This window comes from Acidovorax sp. SUPP2825, assembly GCF_030158995.1.
In the GTDB taxonomy this organism is placed as follows: Bacteria; Pseudomonadota; Gammaproteobacteria; order Burkholderiales; family Burkholderiaceae_C; genus Paracidovorax.
In genome coordinates this window covers 1-15,063 of sequence record NZ_BQXK01000030.1, presented here as the reverse complement: position 1 = coordinate 15,063, position 15,063 = coordinate 1, and the positions used below count along the sequence as shown (strand labels likewise).

The following is a 15,063-nucleotide window of genomic DNA, read 5'->3' as shown; positions in this document are numbered from 1 at the left end:
ACGGCAATTTCCGCCAGTCCATGTCGTGGCTGCACACCTGGTGCGGCCTCGTCTGCGGATGGCTGCTGTGCGCCATCTTCCTCACGGGCACGCTCAGCGTGTTCCGGGAGCCGATCACCCGCTGGATGGAGGCCCGGCCCGTGCTGGCGGACGCCGGGGCCGGCACACAGGGGGCCTTGCCGCACGCGCTGGCCCAGGCCGTGCGGCACCTGGCCGCGCAGGCACCCGGCGCGCGCTTTTGGCGCATCGAGCTGCCCCAGGCCCCGGGCGATGCCCTGCTGCTGGCGTGGCGCGATGGCCGCGCCAACCAGACGGCCGCGCTGCACCCGGTGACCGGCGCCGTGCTGCCCTTGCCCTGGGGGCGGGCGACCGAAGGCGGACGCCACTTCATGTCGTTCCACTACATGCTGCAGTGGAACGCGCTCGGCTTCTGGGTCGTCGGCTGGGTGTCGATGGCCATGCTGGTGGCGCTGGTGTCCGGCGTGGTCGTGCACCGGCGCATCTTTCAGGATTTCTTCACGTTCCGGCCCGGCAAGGGCCAGCGCTCGTGGATGGACGCCCACAACGCCACCGCCGTGCTGACGCTGCCCTTCCTGTTCATGATCGTCTACACCGGGCTGGCGATCTTCTACACCTCGTACATGCCCTGGCCCCTGCAGGCGGCCTACGGCAGCGGCGAGACGGCCTATGCCCGGTTCCAGGCCGAGTTGCACCACGGCGAGGGCGAAGCGCTGCGCCGCCCCCGCACGGGCCGGCCCGCGGCCTTGCACGATGTGGCACCGCTGCTGCAAAGGGCCCGCGACCTGACGGGCCAGCCACCGCGCATGGTGGTGGTCGAGGCACCGGGCGATGCGAATGCCACGGTGCGCGTGCTCGGCCCCCGCGAAGCCGAGCCGGGCGCAGGCCAGCGCCGCGCCTTGCTGAACCCGGTGGCCACCGCGGTGTTCGACGGCGTGAGCGGCACCGTGCTGCAGGTGCGCCGGCCGGACCCCGACGCCGCCTTCGCTTCGGAGCAGGTGCACGCCGTGATGGAGTCGCTGCACTTCGCCCGCTTCGGAGGCTGGCCGATGAAATGGCTGTACTTCGCCAGCGGGCTGCTCGGCACCGTGATGGTGGCCACCGGCACCGTGCTGTTCAGCGTGAAGCGGCGCCGCGCCTGCGGCAACGAGTTCGGCCGTGCCACGGCCGGCGTCTACCGCGCCGTCGAGGCCCTGAACGTCGCGGCCGTGGCAGGCATCGGGGTGGCCTGCATCGGCTACCTCCATGCCAACCGCCTGCTGCCCGGCGAACTGCCCGGCCGCGCGCTGTGGGAGATCCGGGCCTTCCTGGCGGTCTGGCTGGCCACGCTGCTGCACGCCGCGCTGCGTCCGCCGCGCCGGGCCTGGGTGGAGCAACTGGGCGCGGCGGCGGCGCTGTGCGTGGCGCTGCCCGCGCTGAACGCCTGGACCACCGGCCAGCACCTGGGCCGCTACGCCCTGGCGGGCGATGGGCAGCGCGCTGGCGTGGAGCTCGCCGCGCTGGCCTTCGGCGCGGCGCTGGCGTGGGCCGCGTACCGCACCGGGCAGGGCTGGCACGGCGCGCGCAAGGCGGTGCCGGGCGCCCCCCGGCACCCTGCGCCGCGCAGCGGGGTGCAGGGATGAGCCGCCCCCTTCGGCCAGCGACGCGTTCGGCCGGCCGGCTCGGCGTTGCCAGCCGGGTGCTGGCCGCTTGCGCGGGGGGGTACGCCGTGGCGTCCCTGCTTGCCGCCGTGCTGGCGCTGGCCGCGCCGCGCCTGTGGGGAGGAAGCCGAGCGGATGGCGTGCTGCTGGCGACGTTGCTCAGCTTCGCGGTGTACGCGGCCATTGCGCTGTGGGTGTTCTGCGCGCGCAGCGCGACGCGGGCCTGGCTTGGCCTGGGCGTGGCGGCAGCGCCCTGCGTTGGCCTGCTGTGGTGGTGGCGGTGACCCCATGGGCCGCTAGCATCGCTGCCCATGAAACGTCGAAGAATCCTCGCGGCACTCGCTGCCGCTTTTTTGTGCCTAGCGGTTTTGCTCGGTGCGGGCGAAGTCCTGAGCCATCCGCACCATCGGCCCGTGGGCGCAGCCCCGGGCGATCTGCCCGCGAGCCCGGTGCGGTTCGATACCGTCACGGGCCAGTCCCTTGCGGGCTGGCTGGTCCGTGGCGATGCCGGGGCCGGGGCGGTGCTGCTTTTGCATGGCATCGGTGCGGACCGGCGGCAGATGCTGGGCCGGGCCCGGTTTCTCCATCGCCTGGGCTATTCGGTGCTGCTCATCGATCTGCCCGCCCATGGCGAGAGCGCCGGGGACCGGGTGACCTTCGGCTGGAACGAATCGCAAGGCGTGGCGGCGGCCCTGGACTACCTGTCCGACGCGCTGCCCGACGAGAAGATCGGTGTGATCGGCGCATCGCTCGGGGCGGCCTCGCTCGTGCTGTCCCGGCCCGACTTGTCCCTGGAGGCCGTCGTGCTGGAGTCGATGTTCCCCACGATCGAAGACGCGGTCTCCGACCGCCTGGCGATGTACCTGGGGCCGGCGGGCCGGTGGCTCACGCCGCTGCTGCTGTGGCAGCTTCCCGTGCGGCTGGGCGTTTCCGCGGATCAGCTGCGGCCCATCGCCGACCTGCCGTCGCTGCACGTGCCGCTGCTGATCGCGGCCGGATCGGAGGACCGCCACACCCCCCTGGCGGAAACCCGGCGCATCTACGCGGCGGCCGACGACCCGAAGGCTTTGTGGGTGGTCGATGGTGCGGCGCATGTCGATCTGCATGGGTTCGATCCGCCGGCCTACGAGGCGCGGATTTCGGCGTTCCTCGCGAAACACCTGCGCGATAGCGACTGAGGCGGTACGCCGTGCCGGGCGGACTCGTGTGTGAAGGGTGGGCGAGCCCCTCAGCGCCCGCTGGCGGCCGGCGTGGCGGGTCCTTCGTTGTCGGCCGGGTCACCACCGGGCGGGTGGGTCGCCACTCCCATCCCGCTCCCTCCGGCCCCCATTCCACCGCCGGTGCCGCCTCCGCTCCCTCGCGCACCGCCATCGGCATTGGCGCGCCGGGCGCCCGCGCCACCGCTTCCACCGGGCCGCAGCGGCCCCTGCACGGGAATCGGCAGACCCTGTGCAATGGGCTCCAGGTCCAGCGCCGCCCGAATGAACTGCCGCAGCGACACCACCAGCTGAGCCGTTTCGATGCTGCGGCCGGCCACCATGTCCTGCGCGGCCTGGGCGGCAAGCTGCACCTGCTCTTCGGTGCCCAGCAGGATCACGTCGGACAGCGCGGCCTCCACCGCGTCGCGCACGCGGCGTTGGCGCTCGGTGCTGGTCGGCGGTGCCAGCGCCCCTTCTCCGGTGGCCGGATCGCCTTCCGCAGGAGCCAGCGATGACGTTGGGCTGCCAGCCGGCCGGCGCAGGTCGCGCATGTGCGTCGGGCTCACCTGCAACTGCCCGGTGAACGAGCCGCCCAAGGTCTTGTAGGCGGCGATCAGGGTCTTGAGCCGCTCGTTGATCTGCCGGTTTTCGCGCTCCCGGCGGCGCTGGATGGTCTGCATGAACACGAGCCGGATGCCCACCATGAGCAGCGAGGCCAGCAGCAGCCCCAACGCGGTGGTGAGCAGGGTGTGCCAGGAACTGAAGTCGAGCATGTTGCGCATGGCGGACGCGGGGCGCTGGTGCCGCCGCGAAAAGGGAGTGGAGGGCAGGCCATGATAGGCACCGGCACCAGGCGCTGCGCCCGTGGCCGGGCGGCACCGTTGGGCCCTCGCAGGGGGCGGCTCAGGCGGGCGGCGCCGCGTCCAGCACGTCGACGACCCGCTTCCAGTCCGCCGCATCGACCGGCGTGATGGACAGGCGGCTGCCTTTTTGCAGCACCTGCAGACCGGCGAGCTCCGGCCGGGCGCGCAATTCGGCCAGGGGCAGCAGGCGGGTCTTGCGCAGCGCCTGCACGTCCAGCAGCAGCCACCGCGGTTGGTCCGGGCGGCATTTGGGGTCGTGGTAGGGCGATTCGGGGTCGAACTGCGTCGGGTCCGGCCGGGTGGCAGATGCCACGCGCGCCAGGCCGGCAATGCCCGGCTCCGGACAGCTGGAGTGATAGAACAGCACGCCGTCGCCCACCTGCATGCCGTCGCGCATGAAGTTGCGCGCCTGGTAGTTGCGCACGCCGGTCCAGGGCACGGTGGCATCCGGGGCGGCCAGGGCGTCGTCGATGGAGCATTCCTGCGGCTCGGACTTCATGAGCCAGTAGCGGAGTTCGGGGGGCGGGGTCGTCGTCATGGCACCATTCTGGCGGGATGCGGCGCAAGGATCGAGCCCTTCACGCCGCCAGAGGGTCAATGCTATTTATTTAATAGCAACAAGGGCATGATTCACTAGGGCATGGAGCCAAAAACACCCTTATTCGCGAATTCACCGCAGGCTCGCCGGTCCCGTGCCGCCCCACCGGATCGCATCGTGCGCCGGGATGGCCAGTGGGTTGTCCTGGGGTTCCGACAAGGGGGCGAGCAGGGCGTTCAGGTCCGCCTCGCTGAACTTGGCCGCACCCGCGGCGTCGTGCCCCAGCACCCCCTGCGCCAGCGCCTGCTTGCGGGCTTGCAGTTCCAGCATGCGCTCCTCGATGCTGCCTTCCACCACGATCTTGTAGACGAACACCGGCTGGTCCTGCCCGATGCGGTGGGCACGGGCGGTGGCCTGCTCCTCCACGGCGGGGTTCCACCAGGGGTCGAGGTGGATCACCGTGTCGGCGGCGGTCAGGTTCAGGCCCACGCCGCCGGCCTTGAGGCTGGCCAGCAGGACGGGCGGCGCGCCTGCATCGCCGCGGTCCTGGAAGCGCCGCACCACGGCGCCGCGCGCGCGGGGCGGGGTGTCTCCGGTCAGCGCGAGGAAGGGCAGGGCGAGCGCCTCCAGCGTTTCGGCCACCAGGGCGAGCATCTCGGTGAACTGCGAGAACACCAGCACGCGGCGCCCTTGCGCGACCAGGGCGGGCAGCGCGTCGGCCAGCCATTCGAGCTTGGCGCGTTCCATGGTGGCGGGCTGCGCCCGGGCGGCCTCGCTGCCCTTGACCAGGCGCGGATCGCAGCACACCTGCCGCAGCTTGAGCAGCGCATCCAGCAGGGTGATCTGCGCGCCGTCGAAGCTCTGGCGCTGCAGCACGCGGCGCACCTGCTGGTCGGCGGCGGCACGCACCGCCTCGTACAGCTCGCGCTGGCGGCCCTGCAGCGGCAGGCGCAGCACGACGTCGGTGCGCGGCGGCAGTTCGGTGGCCACGTCCTGCTTGCGGCGGCGCAGGATGAACGGGCGCACGCGCCGGGCCAGCACCTCGGCCCGCAGGGTTTCGCCGTTCTCCTCGATGGGCTTGCGCCAGCGTTGGGAAAAGCTGCGCGCATCGCCCAGAAAGCCGGGCATGAGGAAGTCGAACTGCGCCCACAGCTCGCCCAGGTGGTTCTCCAGCGGCGTGCCGGTGAGGCAAAGCAGATGCGGAGCGTTCAGGCGTCGCAGGGCGCGGGCGCTGCGGCTGCCGGCGTTCTTGACCATCTGCGCCTCGTCCAGGATCAGCAGGTGCCACGGCTGCGCGGCCAGCGCGTCGATGTCGCGCCACACCAGCGGGTAGGTCGTCAGCACCAGGTCGTGCTGGCCGATGCGGGCAAAACGCTCGCGCCGGTCCGCGCCGTGCAGGCTGAGCACGCGCAGGCCCGGGGCCATGCGCTGCGCCTCCGCCTGCCAGTTGAAGACGAGCGAGGTGGGCAGCACTACCAGCGCAGGGTGCGCGAGCCGGCCCGCTTCCTTTTCGGTAAGGACATGGGCCAGCGCCTGCGCCGTTTTCCCCAGGCCCATGTCGTCGGCCAGGATGCCGCCCAACCCTTGGGCGCGCAGGTATTGCAGCCATGCGAGGCCCTCGAGCTGGTACGGCCGCAGCGGCACCTGCAGCCCGGCCGGCGCGCAGGGCCTCGATGCGCCGCATCTCCCAGGGGCCCAGGCGCAGCGGGTCGCCGTCCTGGCGCTGCCGGCCGGCGTTGCGCAGCGGATCGGTGAGCAGGTCCACCATCGCACCGACGATGGCCTTGAGCGGCGCCGCGGGCGCATCGATGCGCCGCCCGCCGGGCGCGCGCAGCGAGACGGTGGCGTGGTCGTCGATGGCGGCCATCTGCGCGGCGTTCAGCCAGCGCGGTTCGCGCCGGAGCAGATCGGCCAGCAGGGGCGCCAAGTCCAGCGTCTCGCCGTCCACCTCGATGCCCAGGCTCAGCAGCCAGGCCCCTTCGCGTTCGGGCAGATGCAGCTTTTGCACCGGGCGTTCGCGCGGGCCCAGCGGGCCGGCGAGGTCCTTGCCCAGCAGCTCGCCGGTGTCGGGGTCCAGGCGCAGCGTCCAGCGCTGCACGGGAACGCTCTCGTGCGCGAAGCCGGGCAGCACCGACACGGCCCAGCCATGGGCCTGTAGGCGCGGCACCTGCTCGGCCCAGAAGTCGCCGAAGGCCGCCTCCTGCGGCAGCGTCCAGACAGGGCCCAGCACGGGAGCACCCGCACGGTCGCGCCACTGCAAGGCCGTTTCGGGCACCGGCAGCAGGCCCAGGTCGCGCACGAGGTCGATGGCGTCCGCCTCGGCCACCCCATCGCGCTGCAGGCGCAGCACGGGGCCGCCGGTGTCGTACAGCTCCTGCACGGCCGGCGGGCGGCTGTTGAGCACCGAGGTGGGGGCGGGCGTTTCCCAGGCGGCGCCGTCCGGCGTGCGGTAGGTCCAGTCGATGCGGGCCAGCGTGACCTGGTCGCCGCGCGGGCCGATCGGCCCGTGGGGCCGCAGGCCCAGCAGGCCGTCGCCACGGCCCAGCGTCCGCAGCGTGATGCGCGGCTGGAATCGGCCCGGCGGGGCGGCGGCGCGGGGCGCATCGCCGCGCATGCGCGCCATGACCTGCGCGGCCTCGGCATCGGACAGGGTAGGCAGCCGCGCCAGCGTGGCGGCATCGGCCCGGCGCTGCAGTGCGGAGACCCAGGCGCCGATGGCCTGCTCCCGCGCATCCGAGGTCACGGACGCGCGCTTGGCGTAATGGGAGTCAGCGGAGGGGCGCGGCGGCATGGGCGGCCATTGTGCCGGGCAAGCGGCGCGTTCGAATGCAGGGCGGCCGGGTGGCGGATTCAGCGCTTCGAATCGCCCCCTGGCGCCGGCAAGGTGAGTTGGGCCGCCTTGGCGACTTCCACGCAATCGCGCAGGTGCTGCTCGCCGAGCAGGCGCAGCGTGGTGTAGCCCAGCACGGCCGCCACGGCCTGGCCGGCCAGCGGCACGTATTTGGCCGCCTGCTTGGCCGTGAGGCGCATGCCCACGGCCTGGGTGGCCCGGATCACCAGCTCGCGGGTGACGAACTTGCCGATCAAGGCCGACCCGACGAGGCCGACCGCCTTCTGCACCTGCTCGCGCTTGTGGGGCGTGAGCCGGTCGATCTGCTCGGGCGTCAGGCCGAACTCCGCATTGATCTGCGGCACCAGTCGGGACAGCAAGGCCGCGTCCACCGCCCAATCGAGGCCCGGAATGGGCACGGTGCCCGCGGCGGCGGCCATCAGTGCGCGCCGGTGCAGCAGGCGCCGGCTGCGCTGCACGGCTGCCAGCAGATCGGGGTCGTTGCCGGCCAGGGCCGAGGCACTGGGAACACGTTTCGCCACGGGGCGGCCGCCTTTCAGTTCTTGCTCTTGAAGAAGCTGTACACCACCAGCAGCAGCATCGCGCCGAGGATGGAGGCGATCCAGCCGGCCGGCTCGCCCTCCTGGTACCAGCCCATGGCGAGTCCGATGTAGGTGGCCAGGAACGACCCGGCCACGCCGAGCAGCGCCGTCATGATCCAGCCGAGCTTGTCATCCCCTGGCTTGAGCGCACGGGCGAGCAAGCCCACCACGAGACCGACGAGAAGAACACCGAGGACGGAGAACATGGGCAGGCACTTTCTGGTTGAGATAAGACGAATCTACCCGGCGGCCCGCAAGGCGCCATGTCGGACGAGGCGCACTGTGCCGCCGGCCCGGAATGGAGGTTCTCACAAAGAACCGGATGAGGGCGGTGCGCACCAAGACAGTGCACTCTCGTCAGGCCAGCGCGGCAGAGCCTGGGGCGCCGGCTGTGGGAGCCGGCCGACAAGCCGACGCGCGTGAATCCCGCGTTCGGCGAATTCCCGGCTGGATAAGGTCATGGCTCTCCCACAAGAAAAGAAAGGAAAGCCATGCCCATCCGATCCCCTCGCACTGTCTTGTCCGCCACCGTGCTGGCGCTGGCCGCGGCCACCGGGGGCGCCATGCTGCCCTCGACAGCCATTGCCCAGAGCGATCAGGCATCGCTGGAGCGCGGTGCACGGCCGGACACCACGCCCGCGCAACGCTACCAGACCGCAATCCGCGAGGCAGGCGGTGGTTTGAAGGTGGCTTTGGAAGAATGCCGTGCGGGTGAAGCCGGCGCGCGCAAGTCGTGCGAATCACAGGCCCGGGCCCGCTACCAGGCCGATATGGCTGCCGCCAAGGAAATGCTGCGCAATCCCGATGCCCGTCCCGTGAATGTGGTGGGCGAACCCATTCGCAGCACGGAAACCACGACGGTCATCAAGCCCTGACGGCCTCAGGCGAAGTCACACCATGCGCACGCGGCGCACCCTGCCGAAACGCTCAGTTGGCCGAGCCGTCCTTGCCGGCGTCGTCGGTGCTCACACGGCGGGCACCGTTGAAGCGGCGCTGCCAATAGGACGCGCCCATGTCTTCCACTCGGACTTCCGCACCGCTGCGGGGCGAGTGGATGAACTTGCCGTCACCCACGTACATGCCGACATGGCTGAAGGCGCGGCGCATGGTATTGAAAAAGACGAGGTCGCCCGGTTGAAGGTCTTTTTTCTCGATCTTCTCGGTGGCGGCCGCTTGCTGGTCGGCGCGGCGCGGGAGTACGAGGCCAGCCGCCTTGCCGTAGATCGTGCGGATGAAGCCGCTGCAATCAAAACCGGTTTCGACGTCGTTGCCCCCCCGGCGGTAGGGTACTCCGAGGAATCCCATGGCCGTGGCGACGACTTCTCCGGCCTTGTCCTGCACGTTGTGCCGGGCTTCCTGCAGCTGCGAGAGCATGGTCTTCTCGCGGACAAGACGGTCCAGATCATCAGAGGGCGCATTGTTGGGGGCGGCGTGGGCGCTGGCGCAGGCCAGCAACAATAGGCAAATCCATCGAGACATGGGGCGCGAGGGTAACACGCGTCTCCGGGCATCTTTTGGCAAAAAATGTCGCAAAGGTTCAGGCTTCATGGCTTTTGACTATGGATCAGCGGGCGTGGCATGCTTTGTCAAAGGCGATCCAAGCAAATTGGGGGCCTGCCCCATAGGCACAGTGCATAACGGCGTTACATTCATCCACCAATTCCGTCGCATGAAATTTGATAAATATGTGCGTTTAAATCGTTTTCTGCGCGTTGCGCTGACATCCTGCACCGCCGCCATGGCGCTCGCGCATGGAACGGCGAGGGCCCAGACTGCCACCCCGGTCGCCCCCCAGGCGGCCAAAAACCAGGCCAACGCTGTGACGGTGGCGCAGGACCTGTCCAATCCCTGGGCCGTGGCGTTCCTGCCGGGCGGGCGGTTCCTGGTGACGGAGCGTGTGGGCCGCCTGCGGGTGGTGGATGCCAATGGCCGCATCAACCCGCCCATATCCGGCCTGCCGCCTGTCGTGTTCGGCGGGCAGGGCGGCCTGCTCGATGTGGTCACCGACGCGGACTTCGAGCGCAACCGGCGTATCTTCTTTTGCTACTCCGAGCCCGCGGCGCAGGGCGAGGCCGGCAACAGCACTGCCATGGCGAGCGCAGTGCTGGCCCCTGGCGAAACCGCCTTGAGCGACGTGCGCGTGATCTTCAGCCAACGGCCCAAGGTGCAGAGCTCGCTGCACTTCGGCTGCCGCATCGCGCAGGCCCGGGACGGATCGATCTTTCTGGCCGTGGGCGAGCGCTCCACCCGTAAGGAAGACGCCCAGAAGCTCGACGGACACCTGGGCAAGATCCTCCATGTGCAGCCCGATGGTTCGCCGGGCCCGGGCAACCCGACCGGGGCCGGCGCGCTGCCCGAAATCTGGAGTTGGGGCCACCGCAACCCGCAGGGCGCGACCATCGCCCCGGACGGGCGGCTGTGGGTCCATGAGCACGGCCCGCAGGGGGGCGATGAAATCAACGTGCCCCAGGCCGGCCGCAATTACGGCTGGCCGGTCGTCACCTACGGCGAAAACTATGGCGGCGGCAAGATCGGAGAAGGGCTGACGCACAAGGCGGGCATGGAGCCGCCGCTGCACTACTGGGTGCCGTCCATCGCGCCCTCGGGCATGGCCTTCCTGACCAGCGACCGCTACGGCGCCGACTGGCGGGGCAGCCTGTTCATCGGCTCGCTCAAGTTCAGCCGGCTGCACCGGCTGGAGCTGGCGAACGGCAAGGTGGTGCGCGACGAATACCTGCTCGGCGGCCTGGCCGAACGCATCCGCGACGTGCGCCAGGGTCCGGACGGCTGGCTGTACTTGCTGACCGATGGACCCCAGGGCCGGATGCTGCGTCTGACGCGCTGACTCCCACTGGGCGGATCGGGCGTTCCCGCGCCGGTCCACCCCGTCGCACGCCCCCAAGGACCCTACGCCAAGCACGGCTGCGACAATCCCCGAATCTTTCACCTTTTGCCCAGCGCACCCCGCCCATGCTGCTCGACGCCTCCGAATCCCAACTCGTCCTGGTCGATTACCAGGAACGCCTGATGCCCGCCATCTTCGAAGGCCCGGCCGTGCTGGCCAACGCGCTGCGCCTGGCCCGGGCGGCCCAGTTGATGGAGGTGCCGGTATGGGGCACCGAGCAAAACCCCTCGCGCCTGGGGCCCAACGATCCGGCGCTGCGTGCGCTGTGCCGCAAGACCCTGGCCAAGATGCATTTCAGCGCGGCCGAGGAAGGCCTGGGCGAATGGTTGCGCCCCGAGCCCAAGCCGCCTGCCGGCAACGCCCGCAGCCTGCCCAAGCACCTGCAGAAACCCCAGCCCACGGCCGAAGAGCCCGGCGCCATCGTGATCGCCGGCTGCGAGGCCCATGTGTGCCTGCTGCAGACGGCGCTGGACCTGCTGGAGGACGAATTCGACGTGTGCGTGGTGACCGACGCCTGCGGCTCGCGCACCGAGCGCAACCGCGACGCCGCCTTCGACCGCCTGGCCGGCGCGGGCGCCGAACTGGTCACGACCGAGATGGTCATCTTCGAATGGGCGCGCACGGCGGAACACCCGGCCTTCAAGGATTTGCTGGCGCTGGTGAAGTGAGCCTGGGGGGGGGGGGAGCGGCCAGGCGAGCCTGGCCATGTCCCATCCCTGGGCAGCGCCCGGTGACCGGGTTGATAGGATCTGATCGCGTCCTTGGCGGCCGTCCCCTCCGGGGCTGCTGCAAAGGTTTGGAGTTTTACCCCATAAGGAGTTTTCACCCCATGCATTGGAAGTCCGCTTTCGCTTTGCTCGCCCTGTCTGGTGCGACCCTGCCCACATTCGCGCAGTCCGACCGGCAGGTGGCCGAAGACATGGTGACCCGCTCAGCCAATGTCTGCCCTGGCCACAGCACCGAGCGCACCACACCCACGGTCAAGGCCGTGCCCGTCGGCGCATTGCGGGTCATGCGGGACCGCGGCCTGGTGATGTGCCCGGACCGTCGCCTCGATGCCGACGCACCGGCCGTGTTCTACGGCAGGGTCGGTGTGTTCGCATGGAACCCGGAAGTGGCGGCTGCTTCGGCCGTGATCGTCCAGCAGATCGGCGCTATGACCCGCAAGGACGAGTACCCGGTGGAGACGCTGGTCTGGGATGCCAAGGGCGCCCCCCTGAAACAACGCACCGTGCCGGCCTTCGAACCCAGGCCCGGCGCGGCAGTGCTGTACAAGATCCGTTGAGGCGAGGGTGACCGCTGTGGCGGCCGGGTCCTGTGCCTCGGCGTGAATTGATCTGCCGCAATGCAGATTGGTGAGCCAGCCGCTACAACCGCCTTGGGCCGGCCTGGCGGAAACGGGGCCGAAGGGGCCGGCCTCCACCCTCACATCCCCGAACAGGAGTTCTCATGTTCGACCACATCGGTATCCGCGCCAGCGACAGCGAGGCCAGTGCGTCTTTCTTCTTGCGCGCCCTGGCGCCCCTGGGGATCGGCGTCGCCATGAAGGGGCCGCACGGGGCGGGTTTGGGCAAGAACGGCAAACCCTCGCTCTGGATCTACGATGCCGAAGACCGGCCGAGCCCGCTGCATCTGGCGTTCACGGCGGAAAGCCGGCGCCAGGTCGACGCGTTCCATCGCGCGGCGATCGAAGCCGGGGGCCAGGACAATGGTCCCCCAGGACTGCGCCTGCATTACCACCCGCACTACTACGCCGCCTTCGTCATCGCGCCGGATGGCCACAACGTGGAAGCGGTGTGCCATCTGCCGCAGGATTGAAGGCGCATGCCCACACTACGGCCGAAGGAGCCAACGATGAAGGTTGAAGGAAGCTGCTACTGCGGCGCCATCGAATACGAAGCGCAGGTACAGCCCGGCACCACGACGGTCTGCCATTGCGCGGACTGCCAAGCCCAATCCGGCTCCGCCTTCCGGGCAAACATCGCCGCGCCGGCAGACGGTTTCCGGCTGATCAAGGGGCAGCCCCGCACCTACACCAAGACGGCCGCCAGCGGCAACCAGCGCCTGCTTGCGTTTTGCGAAGTCTGCGGGAGTTCGCTGTATGCCTGTGCGCTCGAGAATCCGCAGTCCTACTCGTTGCGGATCGGCACTTTGAAGCAACGGCAAGAGCTGGGCACCCCGCAGCGCCAGATTTGGACCCGGCGTCGTCACGATTGGGTGGGCCTGCCAGACAGTGTGGAGTCGTTCGACGGGCAGCCATGAGCCGGGCAGGGCGGTGCCCGTGCCACTGCAACCCTGAAGGTTCGCAGAAGCTGCCGGGTTCCTCCATCTGAAAAGCCTGGCGAATGTCCTCTGACGGGCGTGTCAGCAGAAGCTGGCGCCCAAGACATCTCCGCGAGAGGATTCTTGGAGCGGCATGCCGGCGCGCCTTCCGGCCCAAGTCGTGTGGCCGGGCTATCGGGTCTTGATGACGAAGAGCGCCAGCGCCATCAGGCCGACACCTGCCAGCTGGGTCGGGCTCAGCATCCGGCCATAGACCGCCCAGTCCAGCAGCACTGCCGTCAATGGGTAGACATACTGCAACACGGCGACCCTGCCCAGAGTCAGGCAGGCCATTGCCGTGAACAAAATGGCATAGGCCAGACCGGTATGCAGCACGCCCAGTCCTGCCAGCCAAGCCCATGCGGCGGCGTCCGAGGGCCAACCATGCGCCCATGGGACCCACAGCAGCACCAGCATCCCCACCGCGCACTGCCACCACGCCAGTGCGAACGGGGTGACGACCTTCTCTGTCTTGGCGATGATCGTCACGCCGGCGTAGCTGAGCGATCCTCCCAGGCACATCAGCAGGCCCGTCAGGTAGCCGGACCCGGATGCGCCGGCCACGGAGCCACCGCCCCACAGGCCGGTGGTCAATACCAGACCGCCCAATGCCACGGCGGTTGCGGCTTTCTGCGCCGCAGTGACATGCTCGCGCAGCACCAGCGCACCGAACACCATGATCCACACCGGCTGAATGTGGAAGACCACCGTCGCGACGGCAATCGACGTGCGCGGTATGGCGGCAAAGAACAGCGCCCAGTTCACGACCATCAGGCAGCCCGTCGCGCAGACGATCCACCCGCTGCGACCGCGCAGGCGAAGCTCTCGCGTTAGGCCCGTGGCGACGCCCCATGCCAGCAACGCCAACGCTCCGAATGCGCAGCGAAACAGCACGGTCACCAGAGGGTGTTGATTCGCCTCTTCGACGAACACGCCGACGGTGCCCAGCAGCACGCCCCCGGCGATCATCAGCCATTGGCCTCGCGCTTCCCGCTTGGCACAAGCGCCGACCTCGGTGGGGCGCGATGGTTGCAACGTGGCGGAAGGCTTGTGGTCCATGTCCCGATGCTCATACCGCGGCGGATTGCCGTAAAGCAAATAGTTCGATAGCCTGATATTCGACAATCGAATTCAACAAGCATCGAAAGCATTCAATGACTTATCCCGATCTGCAAATCGACTGGCTGCGCGCCTTCGTGGCGGTGGTGGATGCGGGCTCGCTTTCGGCGGCAGCGCCCCTGGTTCACCGCTCCCAGGCGGCCGTGAGCATGCAGATCAAGAAACTGGAGGCCGCCCTGGAACGGCCGGTGTTGCTGCGCGGGCCTCGCCACCTGCAGCTGACGCCAGCGGGCGCCGAGCTGCTGGGCTATGCGCGCCGCATGCTGGCCCTTCAGACGGAGGCGCAGACGGCGCTTTTCGGGCCGGACTTGTCCGGACGCGTGCGGCTCGGCGTTCCCGATGACTATGCATCGACCTACCTGACGCCGGTGTTGCGCAGCTTCGCGGGCCGCTACCTGGGAGTGGAGATCGAGCTGACCTGCGAGCAATCCACTTCGCTCATTCCCAAGGTCGTGCGGGGTGAGTTGGACCTGGCGCTCGTGTCCCGCGACAAGCCGCAACGGGGCCGGCTTCTCTTTCAGGAGCCCTTGGTCTGGGCCGGCGCTGCGCAGCATGAGGTGTGGCGCAAGACCCCGCTGCCCATTGCCGTCTACGAGGAAGGCAGCATGGCCAGAACCGCGGCGCTGTCCAGCCTCGCGGCCCATCGCCGGGCCCACCGCGTCGTGTACCACAGCTCGAGCCTGGCGGGACAACTGGCTGCGGTGGAAAGCGGCCTTGCCGTCGCGGTCTTTACCCGCTGCAGCGTGCCTGCCCATCTCCAGATATTGCAGAACCTGCCCGCGGGATTCGAGCTGCCCCCCTTGATTTCCATGGAGGTGGCCGCGCTGCGCAGCAAGGCATCCAGGCACTCGGCGGCAGTGGACGCCATGCAAGAGCAGCTACTGAAAACGCTGGCCAGGCCCTAGAGCGTGTTATGAACTTCCCGCCGCAGCTAGCACCCGTGCAGCGGCGGGCAACATGAGCACTGCAAACACCAGAAAATGTAGCCCGCCGAGCACTTCCGGCAACCGCTCATAGTCCCGGGAGA

16 protein-coding genes and 2 pseudogenes are annotated in these 15,063 nt (G+C 69.5%); 10 read left to right on the top strand and 8 right to left on the bottom strand.

The genetic code is table 11. The features are described from left to right. The first annotated feature begins 20 nt into the window (after nucleotides 1-20). From AVAK2825_RS23380 to AVAK2825_RS23370, 3 genes are read left to right on the top strand one after another with little or no spacing between them, the layout of a single operon-like run. A complete protein-coding gene (locus AVAK2825_RS23380) occupies nucleotides 21-1,640 on the top strand; it encodes a PepSY-associated TM helix domain-containing protein (RefSeq protein WP_284402823.1) in 1,620 nt (539 codons plus the stop codon). Next, the gene (locus tag AVAK2825_RS23375; RefSeq protein WP_284402821.1) at nucleotides 1,637-1,942 is read left to right on the top strand and encodes a DUF3649 domain-containing protein; all 306 of its coding nucleotides are present in this window, start codon (nucleotides 1,637-1,639) and stop codon (nucleotides 1,940-1,942) included. The genes AVAK2825_RS23380 and AVAK2825_RS23375 overlap by 4 nt, the downstream gene beginning before the upstream one ends. A 27-nt stretch (nucleotides 1,943-1,969) precedes the next feature. Next, nucleotides 1,970-2,836, top strand: a complete 867-nt coding sequence (locus tag AVAK2825_RS23370) for an alpha/beta hydrolase (protein WP_284402820.1) — start codon at nucleotides 1,970-1,972, stop codon at nucleotides 2,834-2,836. A 50-nt stretch (nucleotides 2,837-2,886) separates the two neighbouring features. On the opposite strand, the gene AVAK2825_RS23365 is transcribed toward AVAK2825_RS23370, so the two are convergent. The 5 genes and pseudogenes from AVAK2825_RS23365 to AVAK2825_RS23345 form a co-directional block, all read right to left on the bottom strand. Next, nucleotides 2,887-3,639 carry a hypothetical protein gene (locus tag AVAK2825_RS23365; RefSeq protein ID WP_284402819.1) on the bottom strand — a complete coding sequence of 251 codons (753 nt, stop codon included), beginning with the start codon at nucleotides 3,637-3,639 and terminating at the stop codon, nucleotides 2,887-2,889. A 121-nt stretch (nucleotides 3,640-3,760) separates the two neighbouring features. Then, nucleotides 3,761-4,258 carry an EVE domain-containing protein gene (locus tag AVAK2825_RS23360; protein ID WP_284402818.1) on the bottom strand — a complete coding sequence of 166 codons (498 nt, stop codon included), beginning with the start codon at nucleotides 4,256-4,258 and terminating at the stop codon, nucleotides 3,761-3,763. 132 nt (nucleotides 4,259-4,390) lie between these two features. Beyond that, nucleotides 4,391-7,049 (bottom strand): annotated as a pseudogene (locus AVAK2825_RS23355) (DEAD/DEAH box helicase). 59 nt (nucleotides 7,050-7,108) lie between these two features. Continuing rightward, nucleotides 7,109-7,630, bottom strand: coding sequence for a hypothetical protein (locus tag AVAK2825_RS23350; protein WP_284402817.1), 522 nt, complete (start codon nucleotides 7,628-7,630; stop codon nucleotides 7,109-7,111). A 14-nt stretch (nucleotides 7,631-7,644) separates the two neighbouring features. After that, a complete protein-coding gene (locus AVAK2825_RS23345; protein WP_272569255.1) occupies nucleotides 7,645-7,896 on the bottom strand; it encodes a GlsB/YeaQ/YmgE family stress response membrane protein in 252 nt (83 codons plus the stop codon). Between the two features lie 285 nt (nucleotides 7,897-8,181). Between AVAK2825_RS23345 and AVAK2825_RS23340 the strand changes: the two genes are divergently transcribed. Further along, nucleotides 8,182-8,565, top strand: coding sequence for a hypothetical protein (locus tag AVAK2825_RS23340; RefSeq protein ID WP_284402816.1), 384 nt, complete (start codon nucleotides 8,182-8,184; stop codon nucleotides 8,563-8,565). Between the two features lie 52 nt (nucleotides 8,566-8,617). Here the strand turns inward: AVAK2825_RS23340 and AVAK2825_RS23335 are convergent, their stop codons facing one another. Then, nucleotides 8,618-9,169, bottom strand: coding sequence for a C40 family peptidase (locus tag AVAK2825_RS23335; protein ID WP_284402848.1), 552 nt, complete (start codon nucleotides 9,167-9,169; stop codon nucleotides 8,618-8,620). Between the two features lie 259 nt (nucleotides 9,170-9,428). Between AVAK2825_RS23335 and AVAK2825_RS23330 the strand changes: the two genes are divergently transcribed. The 5 genes from AVAK2825_RS23330 to AVAK2825_RS23310 all read left to right on the top strand — a co-directional run bounded on the left by AVAK2825_RS23330 (nucleotide 9,429) and on the right by AVAK2825_RS23310 (nucleotide 12,857). Then, entirely contained in the window at nucleotides 9,429-10,535 is a 1,107-nt protein-coding gene (locus tag AVAK2825_RS23330; RefSeq protein WP_284402815.1) for a PQQ-dependent sugar dehydrogenase, read from the top strand. Between the two features lie 125 nt (nucleotides 10,536-10,660). Next, nucleotides 10,661-11,263, top strand: a complete 603-nt coding sequence (locus AVAK2825_RS23325; RefSeq protein WP_272569259.1) for an isochorismatase family protein — start codon at nucleotides 10,661-10,663, stop codon at nucleotides 11,261-11,263. Nucleotides 11,264-11,424: 161 nt separating this feature from the next. Then, nucleotides 11,425-11,880 (top strand): hypothetical protein, encoded by a 456-nt coding sequence (locus AVAK2825_RS23320; RefSeq protein ID WP_272569261.1) that lies wholly within the window; start codon nucleotides 11,425-11,427, stop codon nucleotides 11,878-11,880. Between the two features lie 164 nt (nucleotides 11,881-12,044). Further along, the gene (locus AVAK2825_RS23315) at nucleotides 12,045-12,413 is read left to right on the top strand and encodes a VOC family protein (RefSeq protein WP_284402813.1); all 369 of its coding nucleotides are present in this window, start codon (nucleotides 12,045-12,047) and stop codon (nucleotides 12,411-12,413) included. Between the two features lie 36 nt (nucleotides 12,414-12,449). Further along, nucleotides 12,450-12,857, top strand: a complete 408-nt coding sequence (locus AVAK2825_RS23310; RefSeq protein ID WP_284402811.1) for a GFA family protein — start codon at nucleotides 12,450-12,452, stop codon at nucleotides 12,855-12,857. A 192-nt stretch (nucleotides 12,858-13,049) separates the two neighbouring features. Here AVAK2825_RS23310 and AVAK2825_RS23305 read toward each other — a convergent pair whose 3' ends face one another. Beyond that, nucleotides 13,050-13,976 (bottom strand): DMT family transporter, encoded by a 927-nt coding sequence (locus AVAK2825_RS23305; RefSeq protein ID WP_284402810.1) that lies wholly within the window; start codon nucleotides 13,974-13,976, stop codon nucleotides 13,050-13,052. A gap of 95 nt (nucleotides 13,977-14,071) precedes the next feature. Here AVAK2825_RS23305 and AVAK2825_RS23300 point away from each other — a divergent pair, with 95 nt between their 5' ends. After that, nucleotides 14,072-14,941, top strand: a complete 870-nt coding sequence (locus AVAK2825_RS23300; RefSeq protein WP_284402809.1) for a LysR family transcriptional regulator — start codon at nucleotides 14,072-14,074, stop codon at nucleotides 14,939-14,941. A 6-nt stretch (nucleotides 14,942-14,947) separates the two neighbouring features. Here the strand turns inward: AVAK2825_RS23300 and AVAK2825_RS23295 are convergent. Further along, a pseudogene (locus AVAK2825_RS23295) lies at nucleotides 14,948-15,063 on the bottom strand (IS5/IS1182 family transposase); the annotation flags it as partial.

Coding starts and splice junctions, on each gene's coding strand:
- AVAK2825_RS23380 (WP_284402823.1), top strand. CDS start 21: ATGTCGTGGCTGCACACCTGGTGCGGCCTCGTCTGCGGATGGCTGCTG.
- AVAK2825_RS23375 (WP_284402821.1), top strand. CDS start 1,637: ATGAGCCGCCCCCTTCGGCCAGCGACGCGTTCGGCCGGCCGGCTCGGC.
- AVAK2825_RS23370 (WP_284402820.1), top strand. CDS start 1,970: ATGAAACGTCGAAGAATCCTCGCGGCACTCGCTGCCGCTTTTTTGTGC.
- AVAK2825_RS23365 (WP_284402819.1), bottom strand. CDS start 3,639: ATGCGCAACATGCTCGACTTCAGTTCCTGGCACACCCTGCTCACCACC.
- AVAK2825_RS23360 (WP_284402818.1), bottom strand. CDS start 4,258: ATGACGACGACCCCGCCCCCCGAACTCCGCTACTGGCTCATGAAGTCC.
- AVAK2825_RS23345 (WP_272569255.1), bottom strand. CDS start 7,896: ATGTTCTCCGTCCTCGGTGTTCTTCTCGTCGGTCTCGTGGTGGGCTTG.
- AVAK2825_RS23340 (WP_284402816.1), top strand. CDS start 8,182: ATGCCCATCCGATCCCCTCGCACTGTCTTGTCCGCCACCGTGCTGGCG.
- AVAK2825_RS23335 (WP_284402848.1), bottom strand. CDS start 9,169: ATGTCTCGATGGATTTGCCTATTGTTGCTGGCCTGCGCCAGCGCCCAC.
- AVAK2825_RS23330 (WP_284402815.1), top strand. CDS start 9,429: ATGGCGCTCGCGCATGGAACGGCGAGGGCCCAGACTGCCACCCCGGTC.
- AVAK2825_RS23325 (WP_272569259.1), top strand. CDS start 10,661: ATGCTGCTCGACGCCTCCGAATCCCAACTCGTCCTGGTCGATTACCAG.
- AVAK2825_RS23320 (WP_272569261.1), top strand. CDS start 11,425: ATGCATTGGAAGTCCGCTTTCGCTTTGCTCGCCCTGTCTGGTGCGACC.
- AVAK2825_RS23315 (WP_284402813.1), top strand. CDS start 12,045: ATGTTCGACCACATCGGTATCCGCGCCAGCGACAGCGAGGCCAGTGCG.
- AVAK2825_RS23310 (WP_284402811.1), top strand. CDS start 12,450: ATGAAGGTTGAAGGAAGCTGCTACTGCGGCGCCATCGAATACGAAGCG.
- AVAK2825_RS23305 (WP_284402810.1), bottom strand. CDS start 13,976: ATGGACCACAAGCCTTCCGCCACGTTGCAACCATCGCGCCCCACCGAG.
- AVAK2825_RS23300 (WP_284402809.1), top strand. CDS start 14,072: ATGACTTATCCCGATCTGCAAATCGACTGGCTGCGCGCCTTCGTGGCG.